The organism is Zavarzinella formosa DSM 19928 (assembly GCF_000255705.1).
Taxonomy (GTDB): Bacteria; Planctomycetota; Planctomycetia; order Gemmatales; family Gemmataceae; genus Zavarzinella; species Zavarzinella formosa.
In genome coordinates this window covers 202,933-220,629 of record NZ_JH636448.1, presented here as the reverse complement: position 1 = coordinate 220,629, position 17,697 = coordinate 202,933, and the positions used below count along the sequence as shown (strand labels likewise).

11 protein-coding genes are annotated in these 17,697 nt (G+C 58.4%); 4 read left to right on the top strand and 7 right to left on the bottom strand.

What is annotated here, in order from left to right; translation table 11 throughout:
- The first annotated feature begins 123 nt into the window (after window positions 1-123).
- Window positions 124-582, top strand: a complete 459-nt coding sequence (locus tag BGIM_RS0139650) for a hypothetical protein (RefSeq protein ID WP_020475149.1) — start codon at window positions 124-126, stop codon at window positions 580-582.
- A gap of 20 nt (window positions 583-602) precedes the next feature.
- On the opposite strand, the gene BGIM_RS59100 is transcribed toward BGIM_RS0139650, so the two are convergent.
- Window positions 603-3,773, bottom strand: coding sequence for a serine/threonine-protein kinase (locus BGIM_RS59100; RefSeq protein ID WP_020475148.1), 3,171 nt, complete (start codon window positions 3,771-3,773; stop codon window positions 603-605).
- Window positions 3,770-4,348: an RNA polymerase sigma factor gene (locus tag BGIM_RS59095; RefSeq protein ID WP_020475147.1), complete on the bottom strand. Its 579-nt coding sequence runs from the start codon at window positions 4,346-4,348 to the stop codon at window positions 3,770-3,772. Before BGIM_RS59095 ends, BGIM_RS59100 begins: the two co-directional genes overlap by 4 nt.
- Window positions 4,349-4,427: 79 nt before the next feature.
- Between BGIM_RS59095 and BGIM_RS64040 the strand changes: the two genes are divergently transcribed.
- On the top strand, window positions 4,428-4,727 hold the full coding sequence (locus tag BGIM_RS64040; RefSeq protein ID WP_157369783.1) for a hypothetical protein: 300 nt from the start codon (window positions 4,428-4,430) through the stop codon (window positions 4,725-4,727).
- On the top strand, window positions 4,727-5,125 hold the full coding sequence (locus BGIM_RS0139630) for a hypothetical protein (protein WP_020475146.1): 399 nt from the start codon (window positions 4,727-4,729) through the stop codon (window positions 5,123-5,125). Before BGIM_RS64040 ends, BGIM_RS0139630 begins: the two co-directional genes overlap by 1 nt.
- 7 nt (window positions 5,126-5,132) lie before the next feature.
- Here BGIM_RS0139630 and BGIM_RS0139625 read toward each other — a convergent pair whose 3' ends face one another.
- The 5 genes from BGIM_RS0139625 to BGIM_RS59090 all read right to left on the bottom strand — a co-directional run bounded on the left by BGIM_RS0139625 (window position 5,133) and on the right by BGIM_RS59090 (window position 11,435).
- The gene (locus tag BGIM_RS0139625; protein WP_020475145.1) at window positions 5,133-6,551 is read right to left on the bottom strand and encodes a DUF1501 domain-containing protein; all 1,419 of its coding nucleotides are present in this window, start codon (window positions 6,549-6,551) and stop codon (window positions 5,133-5,135) included.
- Between the two features lie 59 nt (window positions 6,552-6,610).
- A complete protein-coding gene (locus BGIM_RS0139620; protein ID WP_020475144.1) occupies window positions 6,611-8,551 on the bottom strand; it encodes an FHA domain-containing protein in 1,941 nt (646 codons plus the stop codon).
- A 100-nt stretch (window positions 8,552-8,651) separates the two neighbouring features.
- Window positions 8,652-9,083, bottom strand: a complete 432-nt coding sequence (locus tag BGIM_RS0139615; protein ID WP_020475143.1) for a hypothetical protein — start codon at window positions 9,081-9,083, stop codon at window positions 8,652-8,654.
- A gap of 19 nt (window positions 9,084-9,102) precedes the next feature.
- Entirely contained in the window at window positions 9,103-10,554 is a 1,452-nt protein-coding gene (locus BGIM_RS0139610; protein WP_020475142.1) for an FAD-binding oxidoreductase, read from the bottom strand.
- A gap of 131 nt (window positions 10,555-10,685) precedes the next feature.
- On the bottom strand, window positions 10,686-11,435 hold the full coding sequence (locus BGIM_RS59090; RefSeq protein WP_020475141.1) for a TIGR03000 domain-containing protein: 750 nt from the start codon (window positions 11,433-11,435) through the stop codon (window positions 10,686-10,688).
- Window positions 11,436-13,155: 1,720 nt separating this feature from the next.
- On the opposite strand from BGIM_RS59090, the gene BGIM_RS0139600 reads away from it, so the two are divergent.
- Window positions 13,156-17,697: beta strand repeat-containing protein (locus BGIM_RS0139600; RefSeq protein ID WP_238537812.1), on the top strand; the 4,542-nt coding region annotated here is incomplete at its 3' end.

Here is a 17,697-nt window from a genome sequence, read left to right as displayed (position 1 = left end):
GTGAGACTGATTGGGTAGATCACACTCGCCGGATCGGGCATTGCGGAAGACCGCAGGAAGCTGACAGGTTTTCCACGTGAGTATGTATCATTTTCATCAATCAACCATCTGGAGAGCGAGGCCATGAACAATTGGGTCAGCCCGATCATAATGTTGGTGTCCACAACTGTTATCGGAGTTCATGATTGCCATGTGGCGGCGGAAGAAAAGGCAATCACGCCGGTGATGCAGATTCGACAGTTGGAATTTGAAACAAAATTCAATCAAGTCTATGCCTCTCCGGCAAAGCCTGTTCCCGGCCAGCAGCAATTCTGGATCTGGGCTTGCATTGTCGAAACAGGCTCGGGATCGCCCGCCATCGGTGGTCTTGTGGAAATCGACAGAATTGGTGACGAATACCCTGTGGTTTTGGTAAAAAGTTATGCGAAAGCAAAGAATGTGACCGTTAGTTTTATTTTCAAAAATAAACCTGCGGAAATTGATGGTGGAAAAATCATATTCACGCTTTGTCAGGAGGCCATTCCCGGAAACTGGCCGTTGGTGCCGATAAATCCCAAAAATCCAACAGCCCCAAAGAAATAAATTCGCTGACCGCGTGTTCATCAGTCAAACCCCAACTCCTCCGGCAACCGGTCTAATTGCCACACCAGCACGTGATGCGACCGGTCCAGCAAAACGTACAGGCGGTTTCCGTCGGAGTTGAATTCCGCCTGGCGGACGGGCTGGCCGTTGGCGGGGAGGCGGGCGAAGGGAGTCCAGCCATTGTCGGCCGTCTGTTTCCACACGATCAGTTGGCCGTCGATGCCGCCGGTGACAAGGGTGGTCTGATTGGGGTGAACGGCCAGGCCGGGGACACGGCCTTTGTGTTGATTTGGCAGGGTAGTCACTTCCTTGGTCGTCGCATTAACAATGTGAATGTTTCCGATTGCGTCTGACGCCAGCAGACGGCCGTCGGCAAATTCCGCGAGGGCGAAGATTTGTTCCTTGCTGACGAGAATGCTGGAAAGGTGTGCCCCGGTGACTTCATCGAACAAATCGATCACGCCCGTGCCCCGGCCGGCCACCAGTCGTTTTCGAGACAAAGCCAAACAATTATAACGTTGGTCCACGGTCGTCAGTTTTAACGACTCCGACTCGCCGATGATGTTGAAATTCTTCGCCGACCGCTTTTCCAGCCGGTTCTTGACAATGTTCCAGAACGAATCTCCATCCGAGGTGAACACCCTGGCTTGGGAAGAGTCCACGACCCGGTTGCCTGTTTCCGCTTCGCTGTCTGTGCGAGGATACCACCCGGCAATGTGCAGCCAGTTTTTCCCCAGGCTGGCCACAAGGCGGCGGTTGTCGGGGGCGAGGGCGAAATCCTCGTCGATTCGCACGACGCAATGGGCAATCACCTCTTGAATCCAATCTCCGGTGGTGGTGTTCCACAAAATGCCGCGACTATTATGTCGATCCGGGCGGGCGTTGCTCATCGTCAACAATTCATTCCGGCCATTAAGCAAGGCAAAACGGTTAATAAGCATGGGGGAACCGGCGATCACATGACAATACGGGGACCGGCGGCGTTGATAAGCCTTGGGCGACTGTCCCAAGATCAGCAAATGATTGCCGCCGGATAGAAAATTCAACCGGGGTCGGTCGGGGCCAACAAGACGGGTGGCGACATCCCGTCGCAACAGATCCCAAATCAAGATGTTCTCCCGGCTGCCCACGGCGAGATATCGGCCGTCATCCGATAGCGTGACGATCGACAGGCCCGCCTGCCCGGCAAACCGATTTAAATCAGACGATCCATCTGTGAGTGTCAGATGGTCGGAATCAATAAACTCGACTTGGTCGCCGGCCAGCGACACCAGCCAATCACGCTTTGGCAGCCACGCCGATTTTCGAGCCAGCTGCGGCCACAATTTCTTCATCTCATCAGGAGAAGTCGGCGGCAATCCCGCCGGTTCAAGCGTGACGGGGTCCAATCGCCAGGGACGATTTTTGCCGCTGGAAAAATGCAGATGATTTCGGTCCGGGTGGCACATGATCGCCTGATCCATGTCCGGTTCGGATTCACCGTCCGGGGGATCGCTCTCAGCCAGAAGTATTCCCGGCACTCTCGCCGAAAACGCCCGGAGCACATTGCTGAACCGACCGCACACATAGAGTCGGCTTCCATCCGGCGAGGCTTCGATGTCACCGATGAATTCGTCAAATGCCTCCCACCCCCCGCTGACTTGGCCGTCACTCGTTTCGCAAACATACACCCAGCCGCTGCGGGTGCTGGCATACAGTTTGTTGCCGTCCGGGGAGAAGGTTAGCGCTTTGCCTCCATCGACAGGATTGTCGAAGTTCGAGTTGGATTTGGCCGGTTTGACTGGAAGTTGGAAAGTGTGAACCCGCGTCAGAGTAAGGGCGTTGTATAAATAAACTTCAATCGTTGGATTCAAATCCGCGCGAGTCTGAATAATGGCAAACCAGTTGCCGTCCGGTGATTCGGCAAAGTAATCGTAATGTCCCTCGGGAACCTCCCACGGGATTTGCTCCCATTCCTCGGCAATCAGCGTGGCAAACCAATCATCCCGCACCACGGGAGCGTTCGCCGGGAATTGCGGCATGCCTGCCAGTTCTTGAAAATCCGCCTTGTTGGCCTCAATCCAACCCGGCGGTTGCCGGACGATTCGCTGCCGAACATCGCCGGTCAGCGTGACGAACCGGGTGTTCAGTTGCTCTTGTTTCGCCAATTGCTCCTTGGTCTCGACCTCAAGTTGCATGTTCTGATAAGCCGACCAGGAGACCGGGCCGGCGATCACGGTCATGAGTGACAACCCCGCCAACAGCGAACTTGTCGGGTGTCGCGTCACCCAAGACCAAGCCATTGAGAACTTGGAACGCGGCCGGGCAAAATAGGTTGGTTCGCCGTGTCGGACACATTTCAAATCCCTGATGAGATCAAGGGCGCTTTGATAACGTTGCGCTGGTTCTTTTTGCAGGCATTTCTGGCAGACCGCCTCCAAATCCGCGGAAATCTCTCGCCGAAATGAACGCAACGGCGGCACGGGGCTTGACAGGATTTCGACCAGGATGGCGGCATGGTTCTTGGATTCAAATGGCATCCGGCCGGTCAACAGTCGATATAGAACGACTCCGAGCGACCAGACTTCACTCCGGACATCAACCTCGTTTCGCCTTCCGGCCGCCTGTTCGGGGGACATATGACTGGGCGTTCCAATGATGGCGTGGCTCGCGGACAACGAGTCGTCCTCCTCAATGACTCGCCCCAATCCAAAATCCGTGACACGGGGATTCCGTCCGTCCGGGCCGACCAGGATATTCTCCGGCTTGATATCCCGGTGTAATATCCCGCGTTGATGGGCGAGGGCAATCCCGTCGGCGATTTGCCGGAGCAACTCGACGGCTTCGTTGATTGGAACCGGCTCGCTGCCGCGATTGTCAAGCCATTCCGAAAGATTGGATCCCTCCACATATTCAGAAACGATAAAGGGAACCCCGTCGCTTTCGTCAACAGAGTGGACGGCCACAATATTCGGGTGATCCAACCGGGACGCAATCTCCGCTTCTCGCAAGAACCGCCGCCGGGCCGATTCGTCCAGCATGGCGAGCAACAGCGGTTGCTTGATGGCAACCTGGCGATTAAATTCCCCGTCATACCCAAGGTAAACGACCCCAAACCTGCCCCGGCCGAGTTCTGACTTGATTTCAAAACCGGCGATCCGCTTCGGCAAAGACGAGTCATGGAATGTTCCATCGAATGAATCGTCGATCATGTCGCTTCCCCATCCTTCGCGACCCCTTCAATCTTCTTCAGCAATCGGTTTTTCGCCCGAAAATAGCGTTGGCGCAAAGTCTGTTCGGTTTCCCCGAGCATTTCGGCAATTTGCCCGTACTCCAGCGATTGTTCGTCCTTTAGCGTGAGAATGGTGCGATCCGGTTCGGAAAGCTCCCCAAACAAGCGCTTGCCCGTTTCCAAGAGTTCACGGGTTTCCAAGGTGTCTTCTTGGACGGTTTTCTCCGGGATTGTCTGGATGGCCGCCAGGGAAACTTCTTTGGTGGCATCCCGGCTTTTCGTCCCAAATCGCTCGATCAGGGACAGGGATTTGTTGTGTTGGATTCCGCAAAGCCAGGCCCGAAACTCGCTGATCGTTGCGCCCCGAAAAGTGGCGAAGTCCTTGAACGCCGCCTGCAGGGTAATTTGGGCGACGTCTGAAGAGTCAGCCTTCGGCCGAAGTCTCGGTGGAATGATCCCATGGCAGTTGGCCCGTATTTCAGGACGAATCGTGGCGAATAGCTGGTTTAATGCCGCAGAATCTCCCCGAAGGGCGAGAAGCAAAAGCGCCTCCATATGATCCTTCCAAATACTTGTCGGCAGGTGTTTCACGAGTCGTCATCAATGGGATCAGTCCCAAGGGTAACAGGCGGGGTTGATTGCTTTCAAGAGAAAGTTCCGCAAAAGAAGCAGAGAAGGCGGTGAAAAGCCCGGACCGGAAAAAGATGCGCGTGACTCTGCGGAATATTTCGGGATTTTTCAACAAAAGTGTCACAAGCCATCAGGAATCATGCCTATTCTTTTTCGGGCTTTGCGCTGGCATGGGGAATCTCCCGAAAATAATTTTGAATCCCAAGAAAGATCCGGCTACAGTCGGCGTTGTGCCTGGCAGGGGCATGATGATTCGCCGTCATTGATGTCCGGCAAAATCAAACTTATTTTGAGAGATATCTGATGCGAAACGCGACCATCGCCGCCGTGACGGGCCTGCTTCTGTTGACGGGAAGCCTGCGAGCCGATCAGTACACCCCGTGGGTGAAGGACGAAAAGACGAAGACTTATAGTTGCGAGTACAAATACGTCACGAGGGCCAACAAGCCAGCCGTGCAAAACGTGGTGGTCTACTACGGCGACAACGACCGGAAGAATTGGGCCTACTTCTATAACGAACAACAGAAGCCGTGGGCGCGATGCGCCGTCCCCGGTAATCCGAAATACGATCAAAAGGCGATGTACTGGCAGCACATCGACGCCACCGAGACCAAGTATCAGGACTACGAAGACAAGGATTATTGCCCGGCCCCAAAGGACGGCAAGAACGCGATCCCGAGTCTGCCGCTGCCGCCGAAGTAATCGGGCCTTATGCCAGCACGGCTTTGACGACTTTGCCGTGAACATCCGTCAGGCGGTAATCACGGCCCTGATGCTGGAAGACCAGTCGTTCGTGATCGATCCCCAAGCAGTGCAAAAGCGTGGCGTGCAGATCGTGAACATGAACCGGGTCTTTCACGATGTTGTAGCCGAAGTCGTCTGTCTCCCCGTGGACGAGGCCGGGTTTCATGCCGCCGCCGGCCGCCCACATGGTGAAACAGCGGCCGTGGTGGTCACGGCCGTAGTCGGCTTGATTGCCCCCCTGGCCATATACCGTGCGGCCAAATTCGCCGCCCCAAATCACCAGCGTGTCATCGAGCATTCCGCGTTGCTTCAAGTCGGCGACCAAGGCGGCGGATGGTTGGTCGATGTCCTTGCACTGCTTGGGGATGTTCGAGGGCAAACTGCCGTGGTTGTCCCAGCCTCGGTGATAAAGTTGCACAAAGCGAACGCCCCGCTCGACGAGACGGCGGGCCAGCAGGCAATTGGCGGCGAAACTCCCCGGTTTTTTCACGTCCGGGCCGTAGGAGTCCATCACGTTCGCGGGTTCTTTGGAAACGTCCGTCAGTTCTGGCACGCTGGCCTGCATCTTGAAGGCCATTTCGTATTGGGCGATGCGGGTTTGAATCTCCGGGTCGCCGTCTTTTTCCAGTTGAAGCTGGTTCAGCTTGGCGATGCCGTCGAGCATTTGCTTTCGCATCTCGCGATCGATGCCGGGCGGGTCGGAGAGATACAACACCGGGTCGCGGCCGCCGCGAAGCTTCACCCCCTGATGGCTTGACGGCAAAAATCCACTGCCCCACAAGCGGTCGAGCAATCCCTGATTGGCGTCGCTCCCCGTCCCGTGGGAAATCATCACGACGAATGCCGGGAGGTCTTTCGATTCACTTCCCAAACCGTAACTGAGCCATGATCCGAACGACGGCCGGCCGGGTTGTTGTGAACCCGTTTGCATGAAGGTGATGGCCGGGTCGTGATTGATCGCCTCCGTGTTTACGGACTTGATGACGCACAACTCATCAATGATCTTGCCGGTGTGCGGCAGCAACTCGCTGACCCATGTGCCGTTTTTGCCCTGTTGCGTGAACTTGAATTTCGAGGCGATGACCGGGAAGCTCTTCTGCCCGGAGGTCATGCCAGTGAGGCGTTGCCCGTTGCGGATCGAATCGGGGAGTTCCGTGCCGGTGAGTTTTGCCAGTTTCGGCTTGTGGTCCCAGAGTTCCAAGTGGGACGGCCCGCCGGATTGGAACAGGTAAATCACCCGCTTCGCCTTGGGGGCAAAGTGAGTGAGGCTTCCGGCAAAACCATCCTGCTGGAACAAGGTGGCGAGGGCCGCCGTGCCGAGGGTGGCCCGGCCGAGGAAGTGGCGCCGGGTGAGTTGCTGCTGCCAGTCGCGGAGAGGGTTCATCGGCGTGCCGCTGGTGTGATGCCGTGTGGTTCCCGATAACCCCGCCGGATTGCAGGGAGTCACGCCGCCCGTTTGGCGTCCGTGTCGGGCCGGGAGAGTTGTTCGACGAACTTTGTCAGGCGGGTCAGTTCCTGCCGCAATTCGTCCGCGTGCCGTTCGGCCGTCGCCCGGTCGGCCTGTAATTGCATCATACGGGCCGCCTCGTCGCCTGTCGCCCGGTCGGCGAGGTATTCCCGATGGTCAAACTGTGTTTGCTTCCGGGCCAGAATTCGTTGTTGCCGGGCGAGGGCTTCCCATTGTTCGGTCGCCTGACGGAACGAGACGGCCAATCCCTCCCGTTCCTCTTTCAACCGGCCAATCAACTCTTCCAGCCGTTCTTCCCTCGCCTCATGCAGGGCGAGGATTTTGCGCTCACCACGGGCAAGAGCCTCGGAATCCGATTCTCCCAGTTCCGTTCGCGCGAGTTCCACCGCCAGTTCCCGGCCGGCCAGTGTCTCCCGGCGAACGGCCAGTTCGGCCTCCCGGTCGTCCGTCCGGCGAATGGCCTCGGCGGCTTGGTCTCGCAACAAGCGGGCGTGTTCCAGTTGATCGTGAAACACCGCCAGTTCGGCCTTGCGGCGGCGTTGCCATTCAGCAATCAGCGATTTGAGCCGACCTTCGTATCGTTCCACCCGATGCTCGCGGATGGCGAGGTCTTGTTCGTCCCGTTCGTGGTTGATTTGAGAATCGAGCAACCGGGCCTGCCACGTTTCCAATCGGGCTTGTTCTGTTAGTAGTTGGCGGGCGGTTTCATGGAGGGATTCTTCTTGCCCCAAGACATTCCGAAGAATCGCTTCTAGTTCTTCCAGCGTGTTGGAACCGAGCGAACGGGCATCCGTCAATGCGCGGGCGACATGGCCCACGAGTTCGCCGAGTGAATATTGCTGGTCGGCCAGATCGTCGGCGAGAACATGCAGCGGAACCGCTTCTTCGGGAACCACTGTTTCCGGGGGGAGGGGGATGGTCGCTTCGGAGGCGGGCAGTGCTTCGCGAAGATTGTTGACCCGGTTTTCCAACGCGGCGATCTCGTGACCCAAGGCGACTCGCTGGCTGGCGAAGTCGGCTTGTTCCCGCGTGAGAGATCCTTCCCGCGCGTTTAACAGATGTTCGCGGTCAGCCAGTTCTTGTTGCCGGGCCTGGAGTTCGATTTCCATCGCCTGCCGTTTGGCCCGGCATTCTTGCAGGGACTTGGCGAGCGTTTGCCTCGCCCGCTCCTCTTGTGATCGAGTGGCCTCGAAACGGGCCTTCTCTTCGTCGAAAGCGGCACGATCGGCCTTCAGGCGGGCGGTTTCCGAAGCCAGCCGCTGGCGTTCGGCCGTCCATTGGCGTTTCCAACGCCGGATGAATCGTCGCCGGAGTTTTCGCAATTCGTCCAATGCCGTCCGAGCCTCGGCTTGGAGGGATTCCCCCTCAAGACGAACCTCGGTGATCTGCCGGAACTGGTGATTTGTCTCGGCTTCCAACCGCAGGCGGTCACGGAACAACCGGCCGCGTCCCTGCACCAGTTTCCAATGTTGCCGGGCGCTTTTGCGGGCTGGAATCGCCATCGGCGGTTCTTCGGGCGACTCTTCTTCCTCGGCCAGTTTCGCCAGCGGAATTCCGGCCCCGGAACCCGGAAACGGCCCCGGCGGAAATGCCCAGCGGATCTCCAGTTCGATCTCGCCAATCGTCAGCCGATCCCCGGCCGCCAGCATCCGGCTGGAGGAGGGAGTGTTGTTCACCAGCGTGCTTCCCCCCACGGAACGCAGGTGCGGCCCCTCGGGGGTGACCGAAATCACGCAGTGAACAGAGCGGACGAGGGGGTCGATAATGCGGAGATCGCAAGCCTCGCCGGAACCGACAAGGGTCAGGGGCACCAGCAAAACCCGGCTGACACCCCGATCCGGCCCGTTGCGAACAATCAGTTCGCCGGGAAGACGGGGAGCGCGACGGTCGTGGCGATTTCCCATGTGCAACGTCATGAGTGAATCCTCGCCCATTGTATCGGACAACCGGTCGTGCGGATATTAGGAAATCTGCGGGAGATAAATAATTTGAAATCCGGCAATAAATATTGAAGGATCAGTCTTCGTCGTCATCGCGGGATCGGCGTCGGCGGGGTTCCCCTCCTTCGTCCTCGACGAAGTCCTCAAAGCGACGTTTGCCGGTGCGGTTCTTGCGCGGGCGGGGTTGGTTCTTTTTCTGTTCTCGCCGCCTGGCGATCTCATTTTTCAAATGGCCATGTTCCGTGTCGGCAAATGATGCGGTGATCACCAACGCCAGCCCGCAAATCAGGAAGTCCCAGCAACAGGTGATGCCGTAGTACAAGGGTTCACGGGTGATGACATACAGGACCACCGCCGCCACACCGACCAACGGCATGGACAGGAGCATGAGGGCGACGACGGTGTTCAATGCCCCCGTGATGTGCGTTTCCCAAGTGTTGAGGGAGAAACGCCCCTGCACGAGCGCGCGAACGCCAAATATCAGTCCGAGGACTTCGGCGAAACACATGGGAAACTTCCGCGAGTCGTCAAACGGCGGCGCGACGGCCGGGCTTGGCCGCGCTGATCTGGCTTGGCTCCGCGCACCCGCCGGAAGTGGGGAGCATTTTGTTCGGGCTGCAAATGTTGGTCGGGTTGAAGGCGTCCCGCAGGCGAACCATCATCCCAAGATCAGTCGGTGAAAAGAGTTTCGGCATGAAGTCAAGTTTCTCCACGCCGATGCCGTGTTCGCCGGTCACGCTGCCGCCCAAGGCGATGCACTGATCCAAAATCTCGTGGCTGGCCTCGAACACCCGTTTCACTTGATCGGCATCCCGCTCATCAAACAGGATGATCGGGTGCAGATTGCCATCCCCGGCGTGGAAGACGTTGGCGATCTTCAGCGAATGCCGTTCCGACACGTTCCGGATGAACCGGAGCATCTCCGGGAGTTTCGTTCGCGGAACCACGCCGTCTTGCGTGCAATAGCTCGGCGCCAGCCGACCAACGGCCCCGAAGGCTTGCTTGCGGCATTTCCACAGTAACAGCCGCTCGGCCTCCGTGTTCGCCCGGCGCACTTCGCGGGCGCCGTTGCGCATGGCAATGGCCTCGATCCGGGCGGCCTCGTCGTCGAGACCGGCGTTGACGCCGTCCACTTCCATGATGAGGACGGCCCCGGCATCCAGCGGGAAGCCGAATTTGAACGCTTGTTCCACCGCTCCAAGAATCAATTGATCGAGCAGTTCCAACGCGCCGGGGATAATTCCGGAGCCGATGATTTCGGAAATGGTGTTGGTGGCGTCATCCACCGTGGCGAACACGCCGAGCAACGTGCGATACGATTCCGGGTTCCGGGTCAGCCGTACCCACACTTTGCTGACGATGCCGAAGGTTCCCTCACTGCCGACGATCACGCCCGTCAGGTCATAGCCCGGATTGTCCTCGGCCGGCCCGCCGGTGACAATCACCCGGCCATCGGGCATCACCATTTCCACGCCGAGAATGTGGTTGACGGTCACACCGTATTTCAACGTGTGCGGCCCGCCGGAATTGGTGGCGACGTTCCCGCCGATGGTGCAGGCCCCCTGGCTGGAGGGGTCCGGGGCATAATGAAAACCGGCGTCCCGGCAGGCTTCCGTCAGCCACTTGTTGACCACACCCGGTTCAACGATGGCGTAACGATTCTCGTAGTTCATCTCCAGGATTTTCTTCATCCGGGAGAGGCCGATCATCACCCCGCCGCCGACCGGCACGCATCCCCCGGCGAGACTGGTTCCGGCTCCGCGGGCCAGAAAAGGGACATTTAACTCGTTGCAGAGTTTCACGATCTGGACGATCTGCTCCGTCGTCGTCGGGAAAACCACCACCTGCGGCGGCGTCTTCTCGATGGTGAACCCATCGCACTCATAGACCATGAGATCGCTGACGGAAGTGAGCATCCCGCCGGCCCCGACAATGGGCCGCAAGCGGTCGATGAGTGTGGAACTGGCGGCAGGGGCCATCGTCTTTTCACCGGAGTTTTAAGATGACAAGGTGACACGGAGACAAGGTGACACGGTGATTAGAACCAGAAGAATTGATGCTTGTTGGTTTTGATCACCGTGTCACCTTGTCTCCGTGTCACCTTGTCATCCTATTCCCGGAAAGCCACCCGGACCCGTTCACCGGTGCGGACAGTGACTTTCTTCGTGTGGCTGACTTTCCCCTCGGTGGTCATCCACACGGCTTTCACCTCGTAAGTGTGGCTGTCGGTGGCGCCGAGCGGCGGGGATTTGAACATCCGGACGCTGCCGGCGGAGGTGGTTTCCTGACCGTCGATAAAGACTTGGGCATCGTCTTTCGGCACATAGATTTCCATTTCCAACGGGGCCGTGTCCGTCAGCACGGTCAGGGCCGAGGGAATCACCTCGGCCTCGCCGATGGCCGGCGGCAACGGGGCCGGACCGGCGAAGGGGACCGGCGACATGACCGGTACGGGCTTGCTGATCGGAAGGTAGGCGAAATTATAACCCCACGGCCGATACGCCGGGGGCGGCGGGAAGAACCGACTGTCCCCTCCTCCAAACATGCCGGGGATCGGCTTATAGGTCGGCACCGGGGGGCCGTACATGCTTAGGCCGTTGCTGTAATTGCCGTACATCTGTCCGGGGAATACACCGGGATACCAGCCCGGATAACCGAATCGGCCAAACCCCGGCCCCCAATAAGGCCCATAGCCGTATCCACCGTACCCGCCATAACCATATCCCGGCCCGAAACCGGGGAAGCCTGTTCCAATTCCAATACCAATCCCGATGCCGCCCGGCTGGGCTTTCGCCTCGGTGACGGCCACCGTGAGAATGAGCGGAAGCGGCAGAAACAAGCGGAGGAGCAACTTGCCCATGTGGAACCTGCGTCCGTGTCTTGAGTATTGGTGGTCGTGGGTTCACGCTAACAGGTGTTTCAAGGGTGTTGGTGGCAATTCCAATGGGTGGCTGAATTGATGAGAAAGCCAACGGCCTGAAAACTCACCAATCCCTCATTTGGGGCAGGAATTTGGCAATCGTCACACAAGTCGGGAGAGGGAAAAGTGTCGCAACCGACACAACCGATCTAGAGGTGTGGCCAAGACTTTCGTCAGACGGAAATTCTGTTCATAACGAGGAATATTGCCATAGCACGAAAGGATGCTTTTCAATGAAGAAATGATGAATTGAGCCGATTTTCTTCGACATCCATCACACATCTCATCTGGTGACGGGTACCAATACACCTTATGCTCACGGGAGATCACGCTGCCTCGGCTGCGGACTCTCTCTCCACTGGTCTTTGCACTCGTTTTTTTCTCAATCTTAACCACTGGTACAGAGATGCTCCGTCGTTTTCTCTCCGTCAATGCCCGTCCGTCGTCCAACAAGCCGAAAATCAAACTCGCCATCGAGAACTTGGAAGCACGAGAAGTCCCGGCGGCTTTTACGCCGGGGGACTTGGTTGTGTATCGCCTTGGTGATGGATCCGCAGCTCTCGTCAACACAGGGAATGTTGTGTTCGTTGATGAGTACACGCCCAGTGGAACGTTGGTGCAATCAATTTCACTTCCTTCGACGGGAAGCGGAAACAAACTCATTGATACCGGCGTGGGCACTTCTGACGGGATGATGTCACTGGCCAAAGATGGCCAGTCTCTTGTGCTGACAGGCTACAGCACAACTCTTGGTGGCTCTAGTTTGACCGGAACAGCCAGCACAACCGTGCCTCGCTCGGTTGGAATTGTGTCCATCGATAGTTCTGTTGATGTTTCGACCTCCACAACACAGTTCAGCGCCAACAATGTTCGGGGTGCCACCCGAGATGGGAATAACATCTGGATTGTCGGGGGCAATTCAGGGGTGGTTGGCACCACCATTGGTGGCAGTGGCGCCGGAACTTCAGTAAGCACGACGGTGACAAACCTTCGCACGGTCAGCGTGTTCAACGGTCAGCTTTATTACAGCACGGGGTCTGGTTCGACACGCGGCATTTACACTGTCGGGACAGGCACGCCGACCGCCGCTGCCACCGCGGCTACTTCCACAGTTGTGGATACGTCATCTTTCACAGGTGGTGCAAATTCCAGCCCTTATCAATTCTTCTTCGCCCGCTTGGGTAACGGGCCATCTTCCAATGGTTATGACACTGTTTATATCGCTGACGATGCTGCAAACACCGCCGGCGGTGGGATTCAGAAATATTCATATAACGGTTCTGCCTGGGTTCAGACGGGTTCCGTTGTCGCTCCTTCCGTACGTGGGTTGACCGGAGTTGTCAGCGGAAGCACGGTCACCCTTTATGGAACCAACGGTGCCAGTGCAGCCGGGGGCACAAGCAGTTTGTATTCGTTGGTTGACACAGCGGGGTTCAACGCCCCTCCAGCCACAACGGCCAGTGCCACCGGATCGATCACAGGCGCGACAAATGCCAGCCCAATTGTCATCACCACAAGCAGCACCGCAGGCCTGACGAGCGGTCAGCAAGTCACAATCAGCGGAGTCGGAGGCAACACAAACGCCAACAACACTTATTTCGTTAAGGTGCTGAGCGCGACAACATTTGGTCTTTACACTGATGCCTTGGCCACATCCCCCGTGGCAGGAAACGCCGCCTACACAAGCGGAGGCACGTGGACGTCGGCTGCCATCACAACGGTGAAAGTCTCGGCCGCCAACATCGCGTGGCGGGGTATCACGGTCGCCCCTGACGATGGTATCGGTGCCATTACCGGTCTCGGTGGCACGACAAGTTACAACGCCGGTGATGCGGCGACCATCGTAAACGGGTCGGCTGCTTTTTCGGACCTGTCGAATTTCAAAGGCGGCAGCCTCACCATCACTCCTTCTGGCGGGACCAACAATGATACGATTTCAGTTAAAGCCGGTGGATTGATCACGCTTGCTGGAACGAGTGTCAGTTATAACGGTAATGTGATTGGGGTCATTGATGCCACCTTGGACGGCACAAGCGGCAAGTCGCTTAAAATCGCCTTCAATACCGTGACTGGCGGTGGCAGTGATGTTCTTGCCGCAGGCATCCAGGCGTTGATGAACCAAGTCACGTTCGCCACCACCTCCGGGGCAGCGGGCGGCAATCGTGTGCTTTCCTTCCAAGTGACGCAGAACGACGGCCAGGCTTCGACGATCAACGCTGCCGCGCAACAGACCATCGTCGTAACGGCCGGTTCGTCAAACCAAGCCCCGATTTTTGATCTCACCGGTCCGTTCAGCGTGCCCGAAAACAGCGCTGGCGGCACGGCGGTCGGGACGGTGACGGCCCATGATCCGGACGTCGGGCAAACCATCGCCTTCTCGGCGATTGGCAGCGGCACGGGCGCGGGGCTGTTTGACATTAGTTCCACCGGCGCTATCACCGTGCATGCCGGGGCCGCTCTCGATTTCGAGGGCACGAAAACCTACACGTTTGGCGTGCGGGTGACCGACAACGGCTCGTCACCGCAAAGCACGGACACAACGGTCACGATCAATCTGTCCGATGTGAATGAATCGCCCACGTTTGCGGCTGGCGCCATCACACGTTCATTGGTTGTCGGCTCCGCCAATGGGACAGCCGTGGTGGGTGGCCCGGTCACGGCCACCGACCCCGACGCTGGGGATTCCGTCGCGTCGTACCAGATCACTGGCGGCAATGGTACCGGCTCGGGCGCCTTTGCGATTGACAGCACGGGTCACATCACCGTGATCGATGCCAGCCAGGTCACTGGCACCGGTGTGTTTACCTTGCAGATCACGGCGACCGACACCCACGGCCTGACAAGCGCCGCCAAGAGCGTCACCATCAATGTCGTCACCGATGCCGACCCGGTGTTCAACCCGAAAACCTACTCCTTTAGCCTTCCAGAAAACTCCGCCAACAACACAAACGTCGGAACGCCGCTGACGGCAACGGATGCCGACACCTCGACGGGCGATTCGATCACTTACAGCATCACGGCCGGCAACGGAACCGGAGCCGGGGCGTTCAAGATCGACGCCACCGGCCAGATCTCGGTCAACGCTGTCGCCCAACTCGATTTCGAGACGACGCCCGTGTTCACCCTCACGGTCCATGCCACCGACATGTTCGGGCACTTCGACACAGCGACCGTCACGATCAATTTGACCAATGTGCCCGAAGCCCCGGTCATTCCCGCGAACCAGTCGTTCACGATTGCCGAAAACACACCGGCTTCGACAGTGGTTGGTACGGTCTCGGCGACCTTTGATTCGTCCGCCGTCAAAAGTTTCTCGATCACCGGCGGCAACGGCGCCGGGAGCGGGGCATTTGCCATCGACAGCAATGGCCAAATCACTATCGCCGATGCCAGCCAAATCGATTACGAAGCCGTGGTCAACCACTCATTCCTGCTGACAGTGAAGGCGCTCGACACGGCAAACTCGTTGTCGATCACAAACACCGTAACAGTCAATCTGACAAACGTGCAAGAAGGGACTGTTCTTAGCCCCGGCGACATTGTGGTCACCCGGTTTGATTCCAGTAACCCGGATGAGTTCGGCTTCGTTCCTTTGGTTAACTTGGCGGCCGGAACCGAAATCCGATTTACCGATAACGGATGGTTTGCGGCTGGAGGTTTTCGAGCCAACGAGGGAGATATCGTTTATGTGACTCCGGCCGGAGGTTTGACTGCTGGCACTGAGATTGGCATCACCGTCAATAGTACCACTGGAGTCGCTTCCATTGTTCAAACGGGTAATTTGGGCACTGCATTCAACGAAACAACCGCCGGTTCCTTTGGATTGAACAGCTCCGGCGATCAATTGATCGTGTTCCAAGGCACGGTGGCATCACCGACACCTTTGTTTGCCCTCACGACCAACAGCAACGTCTTTGACGCCGACGCCACTTCCGCAAGCAGTTCAGCGCTCCCAGCGGGATTGGTGGTCGGCACGACGGCTATTGCCCTCGGCACTTCTGTTGCGACAACCGCAAATGCCCAGTACAACAACTCACTGTTGGTCGGAAGCCCGAGCCAGCTTCGTTCCGCCATCGCAAACAGCGCCAATTGGGCCACGTCAGCCGCCCGGCTTACGTTCAACTATACCAACCTTACCATCAACTTCCCCCCGGTCGCCCAAGCCAGCAGCGTGACGACGCTTGAGGAGACGCCCAAGACATTCGCGGCGTCGGACTTCTTGTTCACCGACACGGAAAATGACAATTTGGTGTCGATCACGGTGAGCAACCTGAATCTCGCCAGCGGTGACACGCTGACCGTGGACCAAGGCTCCGGCGCGGTGACGGTGACGAACGGCATGACGATTACGGTGGCTCAAATCCCGTCGCTGACTTACACCCCGGCCCTGAACGCCAACGGTTCGGCCCTTTCCAAGTTCGACTTCAAGGCGAATGACGCCGGCCTCGGCACGGTGTCGGCGACGATGACGATCAACGTCACGCCCGTCAACGACGCCCCGACGCTGGACAACATCACCGACCCGGCCCCGATTGACGAAGAATCGGGCGAGCAAACAGTCACGATCACCGGAATCTCGACCGGCCCGGCCAACGAATCCGGCCAGACGATCACCTCGGTCACGGCCACTTCGGGCAATACCGCCCTGATCGCCTCGGTCAGCGTCACTGGCACGGGTGCGACTCGTGCCCTCAAGTACACGCCCGTGCCATTTGCCCATGGCACGGCGGTCATCACCGTGACTGTCACCGACGACGGTGGAACGGCCAACGGCGGCGTCAACACCATCACCAAGACCTTCACCGTCACGGTGAACGCCATCAACCACACCCCGGTCTTCAACGACGCCAACATTGGTTACCTTGCCTCGGACAACAACGGCGCCGTGGTCGGCACGGTCACTGCGACCGACAGGGATGGCGACACGCTCACTTACACCATCGACCCCGCCGACACCGGCAACACCGGCGGGGCGTTTGCCGTCAGTTCCACCGGCCAGATCACGGTCGCCAACAAGGCGGCCTTGGGCGGGACATTCCAAATCCTCCTCCGGGCCACGGACAACGGCACCGGCAATCTTTTCGACACGGCCACGATCACACTCCGGCCCGACACGATTCCCACCATTGTCGGGGCAGGTGTCCCCGCTCAGTCGAAGTTGGAAGATGATGCCCCCTTCACCATTGACCTGTCCGCGTTCTTCGCGGACGACGACACGCTGACTTACGCCGTCCAAAGCAACACGCCGGGCGGGTTGGTCTCCACGGGTGTCAGCGGTTCGACTCTGACGATCACGCCGCAAGCCAACGCCAATGGCACGGCCACGATCACCGTCCGGGCGACCGACACGGTCAACCAGTTTGTCGAGGAGACGTTTAACGTGATCCTCGCCCCGGTGAACGATGCGCCGACCCTCAACGACATCCCCGACCCGGCCCCGATTCTGGAAGACAGTTCCGAAGTCACGATCCCCATCGGCGGGATTTCGGCCGGACCCGCCAATGAATCATCGCAAAATCTCACGGTGACGGCGACCTCCGGCAACACCGCCCTGATCTCCTCCGTGAGCGTCAGCGGCACTGGATCCTTCCGGGATTTGAAGTACACCCCCGTGCCCAACGCCAACGGAACGGCCGTAATCACCGTGACCGTGACTGACGACGGCGGCACGGCCGGCGGCGGCGTTAACACCATCACCAAGACCTTCACAGTCACTGTTACCCCCGTCAACGACGCCCCAACCGATTTGTCGCTCGACAACGCGACGGTGAACGAGAATTTGGCCCCCGGCGCCACCGTGGGGACGGTGTCCACCATCGACCCGGACGCCGTGGACAGTTTCACGTATTCGCTGACGGGGACGGGGAACGACAACGCGAAGTTCCTCATCAACCCGGCGACGGGGGCGCTGACGACCAACGCCACCTTCGACTTCGAGACCAAGAGCAGCTACACGGTTCACGTGACCTCGACGGACTCGGGCGGCCTCACCGTCTCGAAGGACTTCACCATCACGGTGAACGACACGAACGACGCCCCGACCAACCTGTCGCTCGACCACGCGTCGGTGAACGAGAACCTCGCGACGGGAGCCGCCGTGGGAACGGTGACCACGACCGACCCGGACGCCGTGGACAGCTTCACGTATTCGCTGACCGGGACCGGCAACGACAACGCGAAGTTCCTCATCAACCCGACGACA